The organism is Sphingomonas adhaesiva (genome assembly GCF_036946125.1).
Taxonomy (GTDB): domain Bacteria; phylum Pseudomonadota; class Alphaproteobacteria; order Sphingomonadales; family Sphingomonadaceae; genus Sphingomonas; species Sphingomonas adhaesiva_A.
On record NZ_JAQIJT010000002.1, the window covers coordinates 1,529,014 to 1,547,609 of the forward strand.

Consider the following 18,596-nt stretch of genomic DNA (forward strand, 5'->3'; position numbering starts at 1 on the left):
CTTATGGCGCGCGCGCCGCGGCGGCTAGGCAGGAGATGCCGAACCTTTGCGAAACGGCTGGAACAGCGCCGCGTCGACGCCGTACTCCTGCGCAGGCAGGAGTTCAGGGCCCAGCACAGCAACACCTGATGGGACCCGTAACCCTGGGCTCCTGCCTGCGCAGGAGCACGCTGAAACTGTCAAACGCGCGCGAGCACCGGCATGACGAACCGCTCCCTACACCCTATGTTCGCGCTCATGGCCGATCTGTTCGCCGGGTTCGAACCCGCCACCCCCGCCCCCGAACTGTCGGCCGACGCACCGCTCGCCGACCGGCTGCGCCCGACGACGCTGGATTCGGTCGTCGGGCAGGAGCATCTGACCGGCGCGGACGGCGCGATCGGGCGGATGGTCGCGGCGGGGCGGCTGTCGTCGATGATCCTGTGGGGACCGCCCGGCACGGGCAAGACCACGATCGCGCGGCTGCTGGCGGATGCCGTGGGGCTGCGGTTCGCGCCGATCTCCGCGGTATTCTCGGGCGTGGCGGACCTCAAGAAGGTCTTCGCCGCCGCGCGCGACCATGCCCGGCTGGGGCAGCGCACGCTGCTTTTCGTGGACGAGATCCACCGCTTCAACCGCGCGCAGCAGGACGGCTTCCTCCCCTATGTCGAGGACGGCACCGTCACGCTGGTGGGCGCGACGACCGAGAATCCGTCGTTCGAACTCAACGCCGCCCTGCTCAGCCGCGCGCAGGTGCTGATCCTGCGCCGCCTGGGCGATACCGCGCTGCGCCAGCTGCTGGCGCGCGCCGAGGAGGAGATGGCGCGCCCGCTCCCGCTCGACGAGGCCGCGCGCGACGCGCTGATCGCGAGCGCAGACGGCGACGGACGCTTCCTCCTCAACCAGGCGGAGACGCTGTTCTCGGTCTCGCTCGACGCGCCGCTCGATCCCGCCGGCCTGTCGTCGTTCCTCCAGCGCCGCGTCGCGGTCTACGACAAGGACCGCGAGGGGCATTACAACCTCATCAGCGCGCTCCACAAATCGATCCGCGGTTCGGACCCGCAGGCCGCGCTCTATTATCTCGCGCGGATGCTCACCGCCGGGGAGGAGCCGCTCTTCCTCCTGCGCCGGCTGGTCCGCGCGGCGGTCGAGGATATCGGCATGGCCGATCCGCAGGCGCTGGTGCAGTGCCTCGCGGCGAAGGACGCCTACGACTTCCTCGGCAGCCCGGAGGGCGAGCTGGCGATCGTCCAGGCGTGCCTCTATCTCGCCACCGCGCCCAAATCGAACGCGGCGTACAAGGCGCAGAAGGCGGCGTGGCGCTCCGCGAAGGAAACGGGCTCGCTGATGCCACCCGCGAACATCCTGAACGCGCCCACGAAGCTGATGAAGCAGATCGGTTACGGCAAGGATTACGCCTACGATCACGACGCGGAAGATGGCTTTTCCGGCGCGAACTACTGGCCCGACGAGCTGCCGCCGCAGCGCTTCTACGAGCCGACGGCACGCGGCTTCGAAAAGCGCGTTGCCGAACGGCTCGCATGGTGGGATGAACGCCGCCATGCCGACCGCGACTAGCCGCCTCCGTCCCGTTTCCTTCCTTTTCATCGCCTTGGCCGCTGCCCCCGCGGCGCAGGGCCAGTCGCCGCAATCGGTGCGGCAGGAGGATCGCGGCAGCTATGCCCGCGCGATCGCTGCGGGATACAAGGCGGCGTTCATGTGCTCGGGCACGTTCAACGCCGGCCGTACCGAGCGAGAGATCGACGCGCTGGAACTGAAGGGCATCTATCCCGAATACGACCGCATCGTGCCGACGCTGCCGGTGCGGTTCGACCGGCGCACCGCCAGCGTCACCGTCGCCTTCGACACGCAGCTGCCGCCGCGCCGCGCGACATGGCGTCCCGGGCGGGGGTGCACGCTCCACCCGATCGGCGACACCTCCGCGACCAACGTCAGCTATCCGACGCCGCCCGCGCCCGCGGGCGCCGACCCCCGCCCCTGGCCGATGGGCGACGCCGACATCGCGCCGCGCCCGTCGGAGGCGCTGGCGCGTGTCGTCGAGCGCGCGTTCGACGGCAATTACGGCCGCGGCAGCGAGACGGTCGGCGTCGTGATCCTCCACGAAGGCCGGATCGTCGCGGAGCGCTACCGCCCGGGCTTCGGCCCCTTTACCAGCAACCGGACATGGTCGGTGGCGAAGAGCATCGCCGGAACGCTGGTCGGCCTGTCGGGCGTGGACCCGCGCCGCCCCGCCACCATTCCGGAGTGGAAGAGCCCGTACGGCCCCGACCCGCGCGCGCGCATCACGCTCGATCAACTGATGCGCATGTCGTCGGGGCTGCACAGCGACACCGCGGGCAACCGCACCGACGCGATCTATTTCGGCGGCACCACCGTCACCGAACAGGCGGTATCCTGGCCGCTGTCGTCGCGTCCGGGCGAGCGGTTCCGCTATGCCAACAACGACATCATGCTCGCCATACGCTCGCTGCGCGCGTCGCTGGGAGAGGCGAAGTATCGCGCGCTGCCCGCCCGGCTGTTCGATGCGCTGGGGATGCGTCACACCGTCGCGGGCACCGACTGGCAGGGCAATTACATCCTCTCCAGCGACGTCTATACCACCGCGCGCGACCTCGCCCGGCTGGGGCAGTTCTGGTTGCAGGACGGCGTGTGGCAGGGCCGCCGCCTGCTGCCCGCCGGCTGGATGCGCTACATGACCACTCCCGCCGGGCCGCAACCCGATCGCAGCGAAGGCTATGGTGCGACCATCTGGCTGTTCGGCGAGAAGCAGGGCCTCCCCGCCGGCAGCTATTCGGCGCAGGGCAATCGCGGGCAATATGTCATGGTCGTGCCGTCGCACCGCCTCGTGGTCGTCCGCCGCGGCGAGGATCCGACCGACACCCGCTTCGACGTGGCGAAGTTCACCGCGGACGTGATGGCCGCGCGCTGAGGCCGATGCGCGCGTTCGACACCTTCGTCGCGATCGACTGGTCGGGGGCGAAGGGCGCGCGCCACAGGGGCATCGCGGTCGCGCTGTGCCACGGCGGCACGGCCGCGGCGCCCGCTTTGGTGGCGCCGCCGGGCGGCATCTGGTCGCGCACGGCGGTGCTGGGCTGGCTGCTGGAGCGATGCGACGAATCGATGCTGGTCGGCTTCGACTTCAGCTTCTCCGCCCCGTTCGTGGCGCGCGGCGCGCATTTGCCGGGCGACGTTCCCACGCCCGACGCCCGCGCGCTCTGGCGCCTTGTCGATGCGACGAGCGACGACCCCGATCTGGGCGCGGCCTCGTTCCTGGAGGCGCGGCGCGGGCGGCATTTCTATATGGGCGCGGCGGACGGAGCGAAGCGCGACTTCCTCCACTGGCGCGCGTGCGAGGTCGCCGGCGACGGCTCGACCAAGCCGTCCACCGTCTATGACGCGATCGGCGCGGCGCAGGTGGCGAAGGCGAGCTTCGCCGGAATGCGCCTTCTTCGCCGGCTGGACGGCCATGTGCCGATATGGCCGTTCGACGCCGCCCCGTCGCGCGGGGCGTTGGTGGTCGAGATCTACACCGCGATCGCCGCGCGCGCGGCGGGGCTGCGCAAGGGCCGCAGCAAGATCCGCGACGCCGCCGCGCTCGACGCCGCCCTCGCGCACATCGGCAGTGCGCCGCACGACCCGCTGGCGCGCTACGACGACCACGCCACCGATGCGATCCTGACCGCCGCCTGGCTGCGCGCGCACGCGACGGAGACGGCGCTCTGGCACCCCGCGGGCCTGACGCCCCAGATCGCCGCGACCGAGGGCTGGACCTTCGGCGTCGCCTGACGCATGGAGACGCACGGACGGCGCCGGTTTAGCTCAGCTGGTAGAGCAGCGGTTTTGTAAACCGAAGGTCGCGGGTTCGATCCCTGCAACCGGCACCATATGTCCCCTCACGCGGGCTGGACCGCTCCGACCGGGACATCCGCTTCCTCGCCGCGCGAATAGGTGCCGGTCAGCAGCCCCGCCGCCAGTACGCGGCCGCGGATCGCCGCCACCACGTCGCGGCGCCCGGGGTCGGGCGCCAGGTCGGGCAGCTCGCCGAGCGCGAACAGCTGGAAGACGTAATCGTGCGTGCCGTGCCCGGTCGGGGGATCGGGCGGCAGCCATCCTTCGCGACGATAGCTGTTCAGGCCCACGTCGCGCCCGTCGGCCTCGCCGCTGCCGTCCGGCGTCAGCGCGCCTTCGGCCAGCATCGTCTCGTCCGCCGGGATGCCCCACAGGATCGCATGGACCAGCGGATTGGGCGCAGGTGCGTCGGGATCCTCGACGATCAGCGCCAGCCCCGCCGTGCCGGCCGGCACGCCGCGCCAGTGCAGCGGCGGCGACACCCCCTCGCCATCGGCGGTGAACCGGATCGGCAGCCGGTCGCCGTCGCCGAACGCCATGCTGGAAAGGTCCAGCCGCGCGTCGCCCGTCACCACGCCGTCCTGCGCCGCGACGAGGCGCGAGTGGCCCGCACGCACGTTGCGCAGCAGCCCGCCCAGCCAATGGGGAACATGTTCCAGCATCCGCCGATCCTTTCGTTTTCCGGGCAACGCCGCGCCGGCCGCGGTGGTTGCGCCGCCCCCGGACACCGCCCGGCGCCCACGGCCCGTCGCGCCGCTGCGTCGCAGCAAAAACATGTCACATTGCGTTGATGGAAGGGTAGGATCGATCGCCTACCTGATTGGCTCGGGTTCGCGACATCGTCGCGGCAACAAGGAGACGACAGATGCAGCCTACCGACCAGAATGACGGCAAGGCCGGCGGCATCCCGCAGTCGCTGCGCGCATCGCTGATGATGCTGACGTTCGGGCTGGTGATCCTGGCCTATCTGGTGGCGATCGACCACCCCGAGTGGTTCCACATCCGCCCGGTCAGCGGCGCCGCCGCGGCGATGTTCGACGCGTCGACCAACCGCGTCTGACGCGACCCGGTCCGGAGGGTGCAACCAGCGGCCGGGGACGGTCGTTACGCTCCCTCCATGAGACTGAAGGTCGCCAGCTACAACATGCGCAAGGCGATCGGCACCGATCGCCGCCGCAACCCGGAGCGCGTGCTCCAGGTACTGCGAGAGATCGACGCCGACATCGTCGCCCTGCAGGAGGCGGACCGCCGCTTCGGCACGCGCGCGGCGGTGCTGACGCCCCATTTGCTGGAGGAGCATAGCGACTGGCGCGCGGTCACCGTGGCGGTGCGCGCCGCCAGCATGGGATGGCACGGCAATGCGATCCTGATCCGCAAATCGGCCGAACTGATCGCGTGTGCGCCGCTGCACCTGCCCGCGCTGGAGCCCCGCGGGGCGGTAATGGCGGACGTGGCGATCGGCGGCGACGTCGTCCGCGTGGTCGGCATGCATCTCGACCTGTCGGGGCTGTGGCGGCGGCGGCAGGCGGCGGCGGTCATGACACAGGCCATGGAGGGGGCCGAAGGGCGCCCGATCGTCATGATGGGCGACCTCAACGAATGGAGCCGCCAGTCCGGCTGCCTGCGCGATTTCGCGGGCGGCTTCCGACTGGCGCCGACCGGCCCCAGCTTCCACGCGCGCCGCCCCGTCGCGCGGCTCGACCGGATCATGGTGTCGCCCGATCTGGATGTCGTGGACAGCGGCGTCCACAGCAGCCCGGCGTCGCGCGTCGCATCGGACCACCTCCCGATCTGGGCCGAGATCGCGCGGGCATGAGCGATCCCGCCGCCACGCCGCGCGAGCGCGAGTTGCGGCTGGCGCTGGTCTGCTACGGCGGGATCAGCCTGGCGGTTTATATGCACGGTATCACCAAGGAGGTGTGGCACCTGGCGCGCGCCAGCCGCGCGCTCCACGATGGCGAGCCGTGCGTCGGCGCCAGCGCGCAGGTCTATCGCGCGTTGCTGGCCGAGATCGTGGAGCAGAGCAATCTGCGGCTGCGCATCCTGCCCGATATCGTCGCGGGCGCGAGCGCGGGCGGGATCAACGGCGTCTTCCTGGCGCAGGCGATCGCCAGCGGCCATTCGCTCGACTCGCTGACCGACCTGTGGCTGGAGGGGGCCGACGTCGAGCGGCTGATCGACCGCGACGCCGCCCCCGCGACCCGCTTTTCGAAAGTATGGGCGCTGCCGCTCGCCTGGATGGCCGCGGGACGCAGCGCGGGGCAGCTCGACACGCTGGACGAGGGCACCCGCGACGAGGTGAAGGCGAAGCTGTCGCACTTCGTCCGCTCGCGCTGGTTCGAGCCGCCGTTCAGCGGCACGGGGTTCACCGCGATGCTGCTCGACGCGTTCGACGCCATGGCTGCCGCGCCACGCGGGCCGCGTCTCCTGCCCGACGGGCAGCCACTTGACCTGTTCGTCACCGTCACCGACTTCGGCGGCCATCCCGAGCGGCTCCAGCTTCATTCGCCGCCGGAGGTGATGGAGACCGAGCATCGGCTGGTCGTCCCCTTTACCGATCACGGCCACGCGGTCGACACGCTCGCCGCGCCTGCCGAGCTGACCTTCGCCGCGCGCGCGACGTCGAGCTTCCCCGGTGCCTTCCCGCCCTTCACCGTGGGCGAGCTCGACGCCGTGCTGCGAGAGCGGAAGCGCGGCTGGCCGGGACGGCGCGCGTTCCTGTCGCGCGTCCTGCCCCGCCATTTCGCGGCGCGCGCGGCGGACAAGGCGGTGCTGATCGACGGCTCCGTCCTCGCCAATGCGCCGTTCCGCCCGGCCATCGACGCGCTCGCCGGACGCCCCGCGCGTCGCCGGATCGACCGCCGCTTCGTCTATGTCGACCCCTCGCCGGGGCACAAATTCGGTCTGGGCGGGCATGTCGACGGCGTCCCCGGCTTCTTCCAGACGATCCTGGGCGCGATCAGCGAATTGCCGCGACAGCAGCCGATCCGCGACAATCTGGAGGCGCTGGCCGGCCGCTCGCGCCGGATCGAGCGGATGCGCGCGATCGTGGAGGGCGTGCGTGCGCACGTCGAAACCGAGATCGAGGGGCTGTTCGGCCGCACGCTGTTCCTCGACCGCCCCACCCCCGCACGCCTGGTCGCCTGGCGCCGCCGCGCGCAGGAGGCGGCGGCGGATCGCGCGGGCTACAGCTATGCCGGATACGGCCAGCTGAAGGCCGCGGGCGTGGCGGAGTTCGTCACCACCTTGCTCCACGCGATCGGTGGCGAGCCCGGCGGCCAGCGCGGCAACCGCATCCGGCTGCGCATCGACGAGGCGCTCGCGGCACGCGGGCTGGGGCCGGAGGCGGTATTCTCGGGCGGCGCGAGCGCGGACATGATCGCGTTCCTGCGCACCTTCGACCTTCCCTTCCGGGTCCGCCGCCTGCGCATGATGGCGCGGCGGCTGGGCGAGGTGGAGGGCGATGCGGACGAGGCGACGCTCGCACCCTTGCGTGACGCGATCTACGATTCGCTCGACGCCTATCTGGAAGTGCGCCAGCCCGCCCGCCATGCCGCGCTCCACCGCGAGGTGCGGGCGCTGCGCGACGATGCCGGCCCGCTGCTCGATTCGCTCGGTCGCGCGCTCGACCTGCCCGCGCTCGATGCGGCGACCGACGAACGGATGGCCGCCGCGCTCGCCGAACTCCCCCGCGAGATTCGGCGCCCGATGCTGCTCAACTACCTCGGCTTTCCCTATTTCGACATCGCCACGATGCCGCTGCTCCAGGGCGAGGGGGTCGACGAATACGATCCCATCAAGGTCGATCGCGTATCCCCCGACGATGCCCGCTCGATCCGCGAGGGCGGCGCGGAAGCGACGTTGAAGGGGATACAATTCAACAGCTTCGGCGCGTTCTTCAGCCGTACCTATCGCGAAAACGACTATCTCTGGGGACGGCTGCACGGGGCCGAGCGGATGATCGACATCACCGTCTCCGCCCTGCCGCGCGACGCACGCCTGCGCGCGGGGCGCATCGCCGCGATCAAGCGCGCCGCCTTCCTCGCGATCCTGGACGAGGAGGAGGGGAAGCTCCCCACCGCGGCCACGCTGATCGCGTCGCTGCGCAAGGAGATCGGCTAACCGGAACAGCGCGTTGGCCGCGCGGACTGGAAATATCCGCAGCACCCGCCTAGCCTGCGCGGCGATGCAGTTTCTGAAAATCCTGTTCTGGTGCCTGCTGGCATTCGTCGCCGCGGTGTTCACCTTCGGCAATTGGACGACGGTGTCGATACAGCTGTTCGGCGGGCTGGTGGCGGAGGTGAACCTGCCGCTGCTGCTGCTGGCCACCTTCCTGCTCGGCGCGGTCCCGACGTTCGTCTATCAGCGCTGGGTCCGCTTCCGCCTGCGCCAGCGCCTGCTCGCGACCGAGCGCGCGCTGGAGACGGAGCGGGCGCTGGCCGCCGCCCCTCCCCCGCCTGCCCCGCCTCCGCCAGCCGCTCCCCCGCCTGCTCCGGTGGCGCCCGTCTCCGCGTCAGAGGTCGCGTAAATGCCCAATCGTATCTTCGTCGCGCTCGACACCCCCGATCTGGCGCGCGCGCATGCGCTGGCGACGCGGGTGCGTCATCATATCGGCGGGCTGAAGCTGGGGCTGGAGTTCTTCTGCGCCAACGGTCCCGCCGGCGTCCGCACGATGGAAGAGATCGGGCTCCCGGTCTTCCTCGACCTCAAGCTGCACGACATTCCCAATACCGTGGCGAAGGCGGTGCAATCGCTCGCTCCGCTCAAGCCCGCGGTGCTGACGGTTCATGCCGCGGGCGGTCGCGCGATGCTGGAGGATGCCAAGGCCGCAGCCCACCCGGAGACGAAGGTGGTGGCGGTGACGATGCTTACCAGCCTGGACGAGGACGACCTGCGCGCCACCGGCGTCGGCGGCAGCGCGCACGATCACGTGCTGCGCCTGGCCGATCTGGCGCGCGCGGCGGGACTCGACGGCATCGTCTGCTCCGGTGCCGAGGTGAAGGAGGCGCGCCGTGCCTGGCGCGACGGCTATTTCGTGGTCCCCGGCGTCCGCCCGGCGGACGGTCATGCCGGCGACCAGAAGCGTGTGGTGACCCCGCGTCAGGCGCTGGACGACGGCGCGTCGATCCTGGTGATCGGCCGACCCATCACCCAGGCGGAGGACCCCGACGCCGCCGCCCGCGCGATCGGCGCTACTCTCTGATCCGCGTCCGTCACCCCGGCCTTGAGCGGGGCGTTTGCAAAACTCGTGCAACGACGCCGGGTCCACGCCGTAGCCTTTTGCAAACGTTCCGCCTTGAGCCGGCCCACGGACAGAAAGCGGTACCCCGGGGCCGTGTCCGGGGTGACGTGGAAGGGGCAACACCCCTATATCCCTCCCCATGCCCGCCACCGCCAAGATCTGCGGCCTGTCCACCGCCCCCACGCTCGACGCCGCGATCGCGGGCCGGGCAAGCCATGTCGGCTTCAACTTCTTCGCCCCCTCCCCCCGCTACGTCTCCCCCGAACAGGCCCGCGCGCTGGCGCAGCGGATGCCGGGGCACGTCCGCCGCGTCGGCGTCTACGTCGATCCCGACGACTCGCTGCTCGATGCCACCGCGGGCACGCTGGACGCGATCCAGCTGCACAAGACCGCACCGGACCGCATCGCCGCGATCCGCGCGCGGTTCGGGCGCGCCGTCTGGGCGGCGGTCGCGATCAAGACCCGCGCCGATCTCGACGAGACGCGCCGCGTCGCCGGAGCCGCGGACCTGATCCTGTACGATGCCAAGACGCCCGACGATGCGAAGCTGCCCGGCGGCATGGGCGTGCGCTTCGACTGGTCGTTGCTCGACGGCTTTCGCCATCCTCTGCCCTGGGCGCTGTCGGGCGGGCTGGACGACGGCAACGTCGCCGAGGCGATCCGCCGCACCGGCGCTCCCATCGTCGACGTATCCTCCGGCGTGGAAAGCGCGCCGGGCATCAAGGATGTGGACAGGATCGCCACCTTCCTGCAACGGGTCGCCGCATCATGAACGCTCCCAATTCCTTCCGCGCCCAGCCCGACGAGCGCGGCCATTTCGGCCAGTTCGGCGGTCGTTACGTCGCCGAGACGCTGATGCCGCTGATCCTCGACCTGGAGCGCGAGTATCGCGCCGCCAGGGGGGACCCGGCCTTCGCGGCGCAGTTCGACGACCTGCTCGAACATTATGTCGGCCGCCCCAGCCCGCTCTATTACGCCGAGCGGCTGACCGAGGCGCTGCGCGACAGCGCGCCCGACGGCAAGGGTGCGCAGGTGTGGTTCAAGCGCGACGAGCTGAACCACACCGGCGCGCACAAGATCAACAATTGCATCGGCCAGATCCTGCTCGCGATCCGCATGGGCAAGACGCGGATCATCGCGGAGACGGGCGCGGGCCAGCACGGCGTCGCGACCGCGACCGTCTGCGCGCGCTTCGGGCTGCCCTGCGTGATCTACATGGGCGCGAAGGACGTCGAGCGGCAGCAGCCCAACGTCTTCCGCATGAAGCTGCTCGGCGCGGAGGTGCGCGCGGTGGAAAGCGGTGCGCGGACGCTGAAGGATGCGATGAACGAGGCGCTGCGCGACTGGGTCGCCAACGTCCACGACACCTTCTACATCATCGGCACCGCCGCCGGCCCGCACCCCTATCCCGAGCTGGTACGCGATTTCCAGAGCGTGATCGGGCGCGAGGCGCGGGCGCAGCTGATGGAGCGCACCGGGCGTCTGCCCGACCTGCTGGTCGCCGCGATCGGCGGAGGGTCGAACGCGATCGGGCTGTTCCATCCGTTTCTGGACGATGCCGACGTCAGGATGCTGGGCGTCGAGGCCGCGGGCGAGGGTCTGGAGGGCAGGCACGCCGCCAGCCTGGCGGGCGGCTTTCCCGGCGTCCTCCATGGCAACAAGACCTATCTGCTCCAGGACGAGGACGGGCAGATCGCGGAGGCGCACTCCATCTCCGCCGGGCTCGACTATCCCGGCATCGGCCCGGAACATTCCTGGCTGAAGGATATCGGCCGCGTCGACTATACGTCGGTGACGGATACCGAGGCGCTCGACGCCTTCCAGCTGCTGTGCCGGACCGAGGGGATCATCCCCGCGCTGGAGCCCGCACACGCGATCGCCGCCGTGGCGAAGGTGGCCAAGGACATGCCGCGCGACGCGATCGTCCTGGCGAACCTGTGCGGGCGCGGCGACAAGGACATCTTCACCGTCGCCGATGCGCTCGGCGTTGCGATATGATCCGGTCTACTCCAAATCGTCACCCCGGACTTGTTCCGGGGTCCACGGATTCACATGAATCACCGCTCTCGGGTGCGCGGCACCGTGGATGCCGGAACACGTCCGGCATGACGGAGATACCATCATGACCCGCCTCTCCGACGCCTTCCGCAGGGACCGCCCTGCGCTCGTCTGCTTCGTCACCGCGGGCGACCCCTCGCCCGCCGCGACGCCCGCCATCCTCGACGCGCTGGTCGCGGGCGGCGCGGACGTGATCGAACTCGGCATGCCCTTCACCGACCCGATGGCGGACGGCCCCGCGATCCAGGCGGCGAACATCCGCTCGCTGGCCATCGGCACGACCACCGCCGATATCCTGAGTATCGCCAGGGGCTTTCGCGCGCGTCACCCGCACGTTCCGCTGGTGCTGATGGGCTATGCCAACCCGATGCTGCGGCGCGGGGCGGAGTGGTTCGCTACCGCGGCGCAGGGTGCGGGCGTCGACGGCGTGATCTGCGTCGACGTGCCGCCCGAGGAGGACGATGCGCTCGGCCCGGCGCTGCGCACCGCCGGCATCGCGTCGATCCGCCTCGCCACCCCGACCACCGACGCGGCCCGGCTGGGCGACGTCCTCGCGGGCGCAGACGGCTTCCTCTATTACGTCTCCGTCGCCGGGATCACCGGCAAGCAGCAGGCGGTACAGGCCTCGATCGAGGAAGCGGTCGCCCGGCTGAAGGCGGCGACCGACCTGCCGGTCGCGGTCGGCTTCGGCGTGCGCACCCCCGATCAGGCCCGCGCGATCGGCGCCGTCGCGGACGGCGTCGTCGTCGGCTCCGCGATCGTCGAGATCGTGGCCGAGCACGGCACCGCCGCCGCGGCCCCCGTCACCGCCTATATCCAGTCCCTCTCGGCCGCGCTGGCCGATGCACGCAAGGTGTCCGCCATGGAGGTCCGGCAATGAGCTGGCTCAGCAACGTCCGCAACGCGCTGTCGGGGATCGTCCCCGGCGCGAAGCAGCAGACCCCCGACAACCTCTGGCACAAGTGCAAGGGCTGCGGAACGATGGTCTTCACGCGCGAGCTGGAGGAGAATCTCTACGTCTGCCCGACGTGCGAGCATCATGAGCGCATCGGGCCGACGGAGCGGTTCGCGCATCTGTTCGACGCCGGCACCGCCGCGGTCCTCGCCGCCCCCAGGGCCGCCGAAGACCCGCTGAAGTTCCGCGATTCGAAGCGTTATGCCGACCGGCTGAAGGCGGCGCGGACCGGCACCGGCGAGCAGGACGCCTTCGTCAACGCGCGCGGCCAGATCCACGGCAGGCGCGTGGTGATCGGCGTGCAGGACTTCGCCTTCATGGGCGGATCGATGGGCCAGGCCGTGGGCGAGGCGTTCATCCAGGGTGTCGAGGCCGCAATCAAGGACCGCGCGCCCTATGTCGTCTTCACCGCATCGGGGGGCGCGCGGATGCAGGAGGGCATCCTGAGCCTGATGCAGATGCCGCGCAGCACGGTCGCGATCCAGATGCTGCACGACGCCGGGCTGCCGTATATCGTCGTGCTGACCGATCCCACCTCGGGCGGGGTCATGGCGGCCTATGCGATGCTGGGCGACGTCCAGATCGCCGAACCCAAGGCGACGCTGGCGTTCACCGGCCGCCGCGTGATCGAGAACACGATCCGCGAGAAACTGCCGGAGGATTTCCAGACCAGCGAATATTACCTGGAGCACGGCATGATCGACATGGTCGTCGACCGCCGCGAACTGCGCGACCGGCTGGCGACCGTGATCGGCTACCTGACCGCAGGCGAACGGCGCGCGGCGTAAGGGTTCGAGGGAAACGCGGAACGCTGCCACCGCATTACGTCACCCCGGACCTGTTCCGGGGTCCAGGGTTCCGCGCACCGTCAAGCGTGGGGCCCGGCGCCCTGGATGCCGGAACAGGTCCGGCATGACGGGACGGTCTGTCATTCTGAAGGCCCACCATGCCCGACCACGCCACCTCCTCCGACGTCGCGGTGCAGGCGCAGCTCGATCGGCTGTGGTCGCTCTCACCGGGCGCGGATGTGCTCGGGCTCGCCCGCATCACGCGCCTGCTCGCCCGCCTCGGCGACCCGCACCTCGCGCTCCCGCCGGTGTTCCACGTAGCCGGCACCAACGGCAAGGGCTCGACCTGCGCCTGTCTGCGCGCCGCGCTGGAGGCGGCGGGGCTTCGCGTCCACGCCTATACCAGCCCGCATCTCGTCCGCTTCAACGAGCGGATCCGTCTCGCCGGTCGCCTGATCGAGGATGCCGCGCTGGCGACGCTTTTGGCGGAGGTGCTCGATGCCGGCGGCGACATCGGCGCCAGCTTCTTCGAGGTGACGACCGCCGCCGCCTTCCTCGCCTTCGCACGAACCCCGGCCGACGCCTGCGTGATCGAGGTCGGGCTCGGCGGGCGGCTGGACGCGACCAACGTGATCGCGAGCCCTGCGGCGTGCGGCATCGCCGCGCTGGGGATCGATCATCAGGCCTTTTTGGGCAACACGCTGGCGCAGATCGCGGTCGAGAAGGCCGGGATCGCCAAGCCCGGCGTCCCGTTGCTGACGATGCGCTACGCCCCCGACATCGCCGCGCGCGTCAGCGACGCCGCCACTCGCGCAGGCGCGCGCATCCTCGCCGAGGGCACCGCGTGGCACGTCGCCGAAGGTGACGGCCGCGTGCGCTACCATGACGCCGCCGGCGCGCTCGACCTGCCGCTGCCCGCGCTGCCCGGCGCGCATCAGGCGGAAAATCTGGGGCTCGCCGTCGCGATGCTGCGCCACCAGCGGGCGGTGCGCGTCCCCGACAGCGCCCTCGCCGCCGCCACGACGGCGCGCTGGCCGGCGCGACTCCAGCGATTGCGTCCCGGACCGCTGACCGCTCCCCTGGGCGCGCGGCCGGTCTGGCTCGACGGCGGGCACAACCCGTCCGCGGGCGAGGCGATCGCGCGGTCGCTGGGTCGGCTGCTGCCCGACGACACGCCCCTCGACGTCATCCTGGGGATGCTCGCCAACAAGGATCCCGCCGGCCTCCTCGCCCCCTTTGCCCCGCGCATCGCGACGTTGACCGCCATCCCCGTCCCCGGCCACGACCATCACGCGCCCGACGATCTCGCCGCGCTCGCCGCCGCGCTGGGCATCGCCGCCACGACCACCGCCGCCGATGCCGCCGCGGCGATCGACGCGCTGTCGCGGGGGCCTTCGCATCCGGTGCTCGTCCTGGGTTCGCTCTACCTTGCCGGACGCGTGCTGGCGGCGAACGACGAGCTGCCCGACTGACCCGCTAATCTGCGATTGACTTGCAATAGCGCGTCGGTGATCTTGGCGGCTCCACGAGGAGTCGCTTGTCCATGAACCACATTCCCGCGCCGGCCCCCGCCCCCACCGGCCCCGCCTCCGCGACCTTGACCGCCTTGCCCTACGAGGTGCCGGAGTGCGCCAACGCGCGCATCGCGCTCTTCGCGATGCGGCGGATGGGGGCGAACGGCCTCGCCGATGCGCGCGCCGCGCACGCGCTGTTCACCGCCTTCGGAGAGGCGTTTCGCCGCCCGCTGACGTTGTTGCGCTCGCTCATGGCCGACATGGCGGCGAATGCGGCGCAACCGATCGCGATCGCGCCGTGCTGCTGCGCGCGGATGACGCCGTCGGAGCGCGCGCTGGTGACGATCCTGTCGCGGGTCGAAACACGCAGCGATCACGCCCGGCTGCTGATGCAGGACCTGCTCGGCCAGCGGCGCATCGACGGCGTGCTGGCCAGCGCCGCGGCGGTCGCCGTCGCCTTCGCCGACGAGGGGCGCCCGATCACGGTGTAGAAGCGTCGCGGGCGTCCCCCTCCCCCTCGACGCCCGCGCTGCCGACCGATCGATCGACGAGGCCCGACCGTCCCATCCACCAGAACAGCAGCACACCCGGCATCGCGATCGCGCCGGTCATCAGGTAATAATTCACGAACCCCATCGCCTCCACCATCGCGCCCGCGGTCGTGCCGGTCAGCACGCGTCCGACGATGCTGGTGGCGGCGGAGATCAGCGCATATTGCGCCGCGGTGAAGCGCAGGTCGCACAGCGCGGACAGATAGGCGACGATCGTCACCCCGCCGATGCCCGACGCGATGTTCTCGAACAGCATGGCGCCCCCCAGCCCGACGTTGCTGTGTCCCGCCGCGGCGAGCAGCGCGAAGCTCAGGTTCGACACCGCCATCAGGATCAGGCTGGCCAGCACCGATCGCTTAAGCCCCATCCGCGCGTACATCGCGCCGCCGATGAAGATGCCGACCAGATACGCCCAGAAGCCGATGCCGACATCCCACAGCGCGATCTCGTCATTGGTATAGCGCAGGTCGTCGAGCAGCAGCCGCAGCACCAGCTGCCCCAGCGTGTCGCCGATCTTGTGGATCAGGATGAACAGCAGGATCACGACCGCGCCGGGCCGCGCGAAGAATTCGAGGAACGGGCGCCAGATCGCCGCCGCCGCCTGCGCCACCCCGCGCCGCTCGGTCGGCGGACGATAGCGCGCCGGCTCGCCCAGCCACAGCGCCACCAGCATCGCCGGAAGCGCCAGCAGCGCGCAGGCGAGATACGCCGCCTCCCACCCGTGGCGCGCCGCGATCACCAGCGCCAGCGCCCCCGCGCCCGCGGAGCCGATCCGCCAGCCATACTGGTTCATCCCCGTGCCCACGCCCAGCTGGCGCGGCTCCAGTATCTCGATGCGATAGGCGTCGATCACGATGTCGAACGTCGCCCCCGCCGCACCGACCAGGATCGCGGCGGTCGCGGTCGCGCCGATGCTGGCCACCGGATCGACCAGCGCCAGATTGGCCACCGCCGCGATCACCAGCACGCCCGCCAGCAGCATCCACGACACGCGCTGTCCCAGCCGCGACAGCAGCGGCAGCCGCACCCCGTCGACCATCCACGCCCAGAGGAACTTGATGTTATAGACCAGGAACGCGAGGCTGAACGCGGTCACCGTCTTCTTGTCGATCCCGCTCTGCGCCAGCCGCGAGGTCAGCGTGGCGGCGATCATCGAATAGGGAAAGCCCGACGATATCCCCAGCGCCAGCGCGGCCAGCGGCGCGCGCTCGACATAGGGCCTGATGCCGTCCACCCAGGTGCGGCCCCGCACATCGCCGTCGATCAACTACCTGCTCCCGCCATAAGCCGGCGACTGTAGAAGCGCCGCGAAGGGGGAGCAACGCCGCGATCAGGTGCCCGCGAACAGCCTGAACCCGCTCGGCATCCGGCGCGGCGGCTTGCCCGCGATCGCCTGCTCCACCGCGACGATCGCGTTGAGCAGGTCGCGCTGCGCATAGGGCTTGGCGAGGCAACCGATCGCCAGCGCCTGCGCGTCCGCCGGGCAGGCGCTGGTGACGAACATCACCGGCGTGCCCCGCTCGTGCGCTGCGCGCGCCACCTCGACGCCGCTGCCGTCGGCCAGGTTCACGTCGACCAGGATCAGGTCCAGCACCGCGCCGTCCGCCAGCACCGCGACCGCATCCGCCACGCGGTCGACCGTCGCGATCACCTGATACCCCTGCTCGGTCAGCAGGTGCTCGGTATCGAACGCGACCAGCGGCTCGTCCTCCACCACCAGCAGTCGCTCGATCGTCCGTTCCCTGCGCCCGAACATCATGCCCGCCTGTCTGTCCCGTTACGCGGTCATAACGCGAACACGGCCGTTCGGTCGCAAATAATTCCTCACGCGTGCGAAGCGAGTCGGCTAAGTGGCGCGGATGGCCGAAACTCCCCCCCAGCACCGGATCGCCAAACTTCTCGCCCGCGCCGGCGTCGCCTCGCGTCGCGAGGTCGAGCGGATGATCGTCGACGGGCGCGTCGCGAAGGACGGCGTGGTCCTCGACACCCCCGCGACGGTCCTCCCCTCGCTCGACGGCGTCACCGTCGACGGCGATCCGGTCGCCGCCGCGGAGCCGACGCGGCTGTTCCTGTTCCACAAGCCCGCCGGCGTCCTGACCGCGGAGCGCGACTTTTCCGGGCGCCCGACGATCTACGACCGCCTGCCCAAGGACCTGCCGCGGCTGGTCCCGGTCGGCCGGCTCGACCTGAATACGGAGGGGTTGCTGCTGCTGACCACCGACGGTGCGTTCAAGCGTCAGCTGGAGCTGCCCTCGACCGGGGTCGAGCGCACCTATCGCGCACGCGCCTATGGCCATGTGACGCAGGCACATCTGGAGGAATTGATCCACGGCGTGGAGGTGGAGGGCGTTCGCTACGGCCAGATCGACGCCAATCTGGAGCGGCGCACCGGCACCAACGTCTGGATCGAGATGACGCTGCGCGAGGGCAAGAACCGCGAAGTGCGGCGCGTGCTGGAATATCTCGGCCTGCGCGTCAGCCGGCTGATCCGCACGCGCTACGGCCCGTTCGTGCTCGGCGACCTGCCGGTGGGCGGGATCGGCGAGGTCCGCGACGGTGATGTCGCGGCGTTCCGCCAGACGCTGAAGACCGCGCCCGCTGTCCGGGAGCGCACCCCCGACGTCGACGTCGCCGCCACGACGCGGCGTCAGCGCAGCACGATGCCCTCGGCAACGCGCCCCGCCGGATCGTCGCGCGGTGCGGCGACACCCGCGCGCGCCATGCCGCCGCGTGATCCGGCACGGCAGACGCGCGACACGCCGCGGCCCGCGCGTGACCCGGCACGGCCCGTTCGCGCTCCCGAACGGCCCGCCCGCAGCGGCGCGCCATCGGCCCGTGCCGACGTGCGACCGATGCGCGGGCCGGCAGGCACCGCCGCCCCGGCGCGCGACGGCAACGCGCGAAACGATGCGCGCCGGTCCGCCGCGCCGCAACCGCCGCGCAAGACGCTCACCCCGGCGACCGAACCGGAAGCGCCCACCCGGCGGGAGCCGATCAAGCGCAAGGCCGGCTGGGCCAAGCCCAAGCCGCGCACCGGCCCTGCCCCGCGCGGAGGGAAGCGCAAGTGAGGATCATCGCCGGCCAGTGGCGCGGTCGACCGCTCGCCGCGCCGAAGGGCGACACCACCCGCCCCACCGCCGACCGCACGCGCGAGGCGCTGTTCTCGATGCTGACCAGCCGGCTGGGCACCTTCGACGAACTGGCGGTGGCGGATCTCTTCGCGGGCTCCGGCGCGCTGGGGCTGGAGGCGCTGTCGCGCGGCGCCGCGACCTGCCTGTTCGTGGAGCAGGACAAGGCAGCGCTCGACGTGCTGCGCGCCAATGTCGCCAGGCTGGGCGCGGGTGGCTGCGACGTGCGCGCCATTTCCGCACTGTCGCTCGGGCCGGCGCGCGCACCGCTCGACCTCGTCATGATGGACCCGCCCTATGGCACCGGCGCGGGCGCGGTGGCGGCGGACAAGCTCGCGCGGCTCGGCTGGATCGGACCCGCCACCTGGGTGTCGATCGAGACGGCGTGGAACGAGGATGTCGCGGTCGACGGCTTCGTCGTCGACGCCGACCGGGTCTATGGGCGAGCGCGGATCACGCTGCTGCGGAAGGAAGAATGATTCACGCGAAGCCGCGAAGGCGCGAAGGCGCC

Annotated in this window: 19 protein-coding genes and 1 tRNA gene; 17 read left to right on the forward strand and 3 right to left on the reverse strand. The window is 71.1% G+C overall.

Features of this window, described 5'->3' with window-relative positions; translation table 11 throughout:
* Positions 1-237: 237 nt before the first annotated feature.
* The 4 genes from PGN23_RS13570 (at position 238) to PGN23_RS13585 (ending at position 3,884) form a co-directional block, all read left to right on the forward strand.
* Entirely contained in the window at positions 238-1,557 is a 1,320-nt protein-coding gene (locus PGN23_RS13570) for a replication-associated recombination protein A (protein WP_335303470.1), read from the forward strand.
* Positions 1,541-2,929, forward strand: a complete 1,389-nt coding sequence (locus PGN23_RS13575; RefSeq protein ID WP_335303471.1) for a serine hydrolase domain-containing protein — start codon at positions 1,541-1,543, stop codon at positions 2,927-2,929. Before PGN23_RS13570 ends, PGN23_RS13575 begins: the two co-directional genes overlap by 17 nt.
* A gap of 5 nt (positions 2,930-2,934) precedes the next feature.
* Complete coding sequence (locus tag PGN23_RS13580; RefSeq protein ID WP_335303472.1) at positions 2,935-3,786, forward strand: hypothetical protein; 852 nt, start codon at positions 2,935-2,937, stop codon at positions 3,784-3,786.
* Positions 3,787-3,808: 22 nt separating this feature from the next.
* Positions 3,809-3,884 (forward strand) — tRNA-Thr (locus PGN23_RS13585).
* Positions 3,885-3,893: 9 nt separating this feature from the next.
* On the opposite strand, the gene PGN23_RS13590 is transcribed toward PGN23_RS13585, so the two are convergent.
* A complete protein-coding gene (locus PGN23_RS13590; RefSeq protein WP_335303474.1) occupies positions 3,894-4,511 on the reverse strand; it encodes a YbhB/YbcL family Raf kinase inhibitor-like protein in 618 nt (205 codons plus the stop codon).
* 203 nt (positions 4,512-4,714) lie between these two features.
* Here PGN23_RS13590 and PGN23_RS13595 point away from each other — a divergent pair, with 203 nt between their 5' ends.
* The 11 genes from PGN23_RS13595 (at position 4,715) to PGN23_RS13645 (ending at position 14,897) form a co-directional block, all read left to right on the forward strand.
* Complete coding sequence (locus PGN23_RS13595) at positions 4,715-4,909, forward strand: hypothetical protein (protein ID WP_335303475.1); 195 nt, start codon at positions 4,715-4,717, stop codon at positions 4,907-4,909.
* Positions 4,910-4,966: 57 nt separating this feature from the next.
* The gene (locus tag PGN23_RS13600; RefSeq protein WP_335303476.1) at positions 4,967-5,665 is read left to right on the forward strand and encodes an endonuclease/exonuclease/phosphatase family protein; all 699 of its coding nucleotides are present in this window, start codon (positions 4,967-4,969) and stop codon (positions 5,663-5,665) included.
* A complete protein-coding gene (locus PGN23_RS13605) occupies positions 5,662-7,971 on the forward strand; it encodes a patatin-like protein (RefSeq protein WP_335303477.1) in 2,310 nt (769 codons plus the stop codon). The genes PGN23_RS13600 and PGN23_RS13605 overlap by 4 nt, the downstream gene beginning before the upstream one ends.
* A 64-nt stretch (positions 7,972-8,035) precedes the next feature.
* Positions 8,036-8,377, forward strand: a complete 342-nt coding sequence (locus tag PGN23_RS13610) for a hypothetical protein (protein WP_335303478.1) — start codon at positions 8,036-8,038, stop codon at positions 8,375-8,377.
* Positions 8,378-9,052, forward strand: a complete 675-nt coding sequence (gene pyrF / locus PGN23_RS13615; RefSeq protein ID WP_335303479.1) for an orotidine-5'-phosphate decarboxylase — start codon at positions 8,378-8,380, stop codon at positions 9,050-9,052.
* A 178-nt stretch (positions 9,053-9,230) separates the two neighbouring features.
* Entirely contained in the window at positions 9,231-9,863 is a 633-nt protein-coding gene (locus tag PGN23_RS13620; RefSeq protein ID WP_335303481.1) for a phosphoribosylanthranilate isomerase, read from the forward strand.
* Positions 9,860-11,089, forward strand: coding sequence for a tryptophan synthase subunit beta (gene trpB, locus PGN23_RS13625; RefSeq protein WP_335303483.1), 1,230 nt, complete (start codon positions 9,860-9,862; stop codon positions 11,087-11,089). The genes PGN23_RS13620 and trpB overlap by 4 nt, the downstream gene beginning before the upstream one ends.
* Positions 11,090-11,213: 124 nt before the next feature.
* On the forward strand, positions 11,214-12,029 hold the full coding sequence (trpA, locus tag PGN23_RS13630; protein ID WP_335303484.1) for a tryptophan synthase subunit alpha: 816 nt from the start codon (positions 11,214-11,216) through the stop codon (positions 12,027-12,029).
* A complete protein-coding gene (gene accD / locus PGN23_RS13635; RefSeq protein WP_335303485.1) occupies positions 12,026-12,892 on the forward strand; it encodes an acetyl-CoA carboxylase, carboxyltransferase subunit beta in 867 nt (288 codons plus the stop codon). The genes trpA and accD overlap by 4 nt, the downstream gene beginning before the upstream one ends.
* Before the next feature lie 158 nt (positions 12,893-13,050).
* A complete protein-coding gene (locus PGN23_RS13640; RefSeq protein WP_335303487.1) occupies positions 13,051-14,364 on the forward strand; it encodes a bifunctional folylpolyglutamate synthase/dihydrofolate synthase in 1,314 nt (437 codons plus the stop codon).
* 71 nt (positions 14,365-14,435) lie between these two features.
* On the forward strand, positions 14,436-14,897 hold the full coding sequence (locus tag PGN23_RS13645; protein ID WP_335303489.1) for a DUF6628 family protein: 462 nt from the start codon (positions 14,436-14,438) through the stop codon (positions 14,895-14,897).
* Here the strand turns inward: PGN23_RS13645 and PGN23_RS13650 are convergent.
* Both PGN23_RS13650 and PGN23_RS13655 read right to left on the reverse strand, forming a co-directional pair.
* Complete coding sequence (locus PGN23_RS13650; RefSeq protein ID WP_443019786.1) at positions 14,887-16,224, reverse strand: AmpG family muropeptide MFS transporter; 1,338 nt, start codon at positions 16,222-16,224, stop codon at positions 14,887-14,889. The genes PGN23_RS13645 and PGN23_RS13650 overlap by 11 nt on opposite strands.
* Before the next feature lie 63 nt (positions 16,225-16,287).
* Entirely contained in the window at positions 16,288-16,716 is a 429-nt protein-coding gene (locus PGN23_RS13655) for a response regulator (RefSeq protein WP_335303491.1), read from the reverse strand.
* Between the two features lie 100 nt (positions 16,717-16,816).
* Between PGN23_RS13655 and PGN23_RS13660 the strand changes: the two genes are divergently transcribed.
* Together PGN23_RS13660 and rsmD are read left to right on the forward strand one after the other, a co-directional pair.
* The gene (locus PGN23_RS13660) at positions 16,817-18,025 is read left to right on the forward strand and encodes a pseudouridine synthase (RefSeq protein WP_335303492.1); all 1,209 of its coding nucleotides are present in this window, start codon (positions 16,817-16,819) and stop codon (positions 18,023-18,025) included.
* Positions 18,022-18,564 carry a 16S rRNA (guanine(966)-N(2))-methyltransferase RsmD gene (gene rsmD / locus PGN23_RS13665; protein WP_335303494.1) on the forward strand — a complete coding sequence of 181 codons (543 nt, stop codon included), beginning with the start codon at positions 18,022-18,024 and terminating at the stop codon, positions 18,562-18,564. The genes PGN23_RS13660 and rsmD overlap by 4 nt, the downstream gene beginning before the upstream one ends.
* The last annotated feature ends 32 nt before the right edge of the window (positions 18,565-18,596 follow it).